Raw genomic sequence first — 319 nt, 5'->3', positions numbered from 1 at the left:
TCATCGACTTAAACTGGTCTTTAAGTGTTTGCGGGAAAGCTTTGATCCAGTCCCAGTCCATCGGACGGTTACTGTTAACCCAGAAAATCTGCTGCGTGAGGATCCCTTTCAGGTTTTTCGACACGCTCATTAACTGCTGCTGATTAATTTGCAGATTAATCGCCATCATCAGTTGGTTGCCCAGTTGCTTATTGAGCTGATCCAACAGTTCACGGCGCATATCCACAACCTGCAGTAAGGCATCATGGACTTCGCCGTTAACTTCGTTGCTGTGCCCTTCTTCCAGTTTGGCGACAAACGCATCATTCTGGAACAGCGC

1 protein-coding gene is annotated in these 319 nt (G+C 47.6%); it reads right to left on the bottom strand.

What is annotated here, in order from left to right:
- The coding region (locus FDX22_RS27310) for a hypothetical protein (RefSeq protein ID WP_186805482.1) at positions 1-319 on the bottom strand (319 nt) is incomplete at both ends.

It is taken from the genome of Citrobacter sp. TBCS-14 (assembly GCF_005280805.1).
Classification (GTDB): domain Bacteria; phylum Pseudomonadota; class Gammaproteobacteria; order Enterobacterales; family Enterobacteriaceae; genus Citrobacter; species Citrobacter gillenii.
The sequence above is the reverse complement of the archived record's forward strand: the minus strand, read 5'-3'. Positions and strand labels throughout refer to the sequence as shown.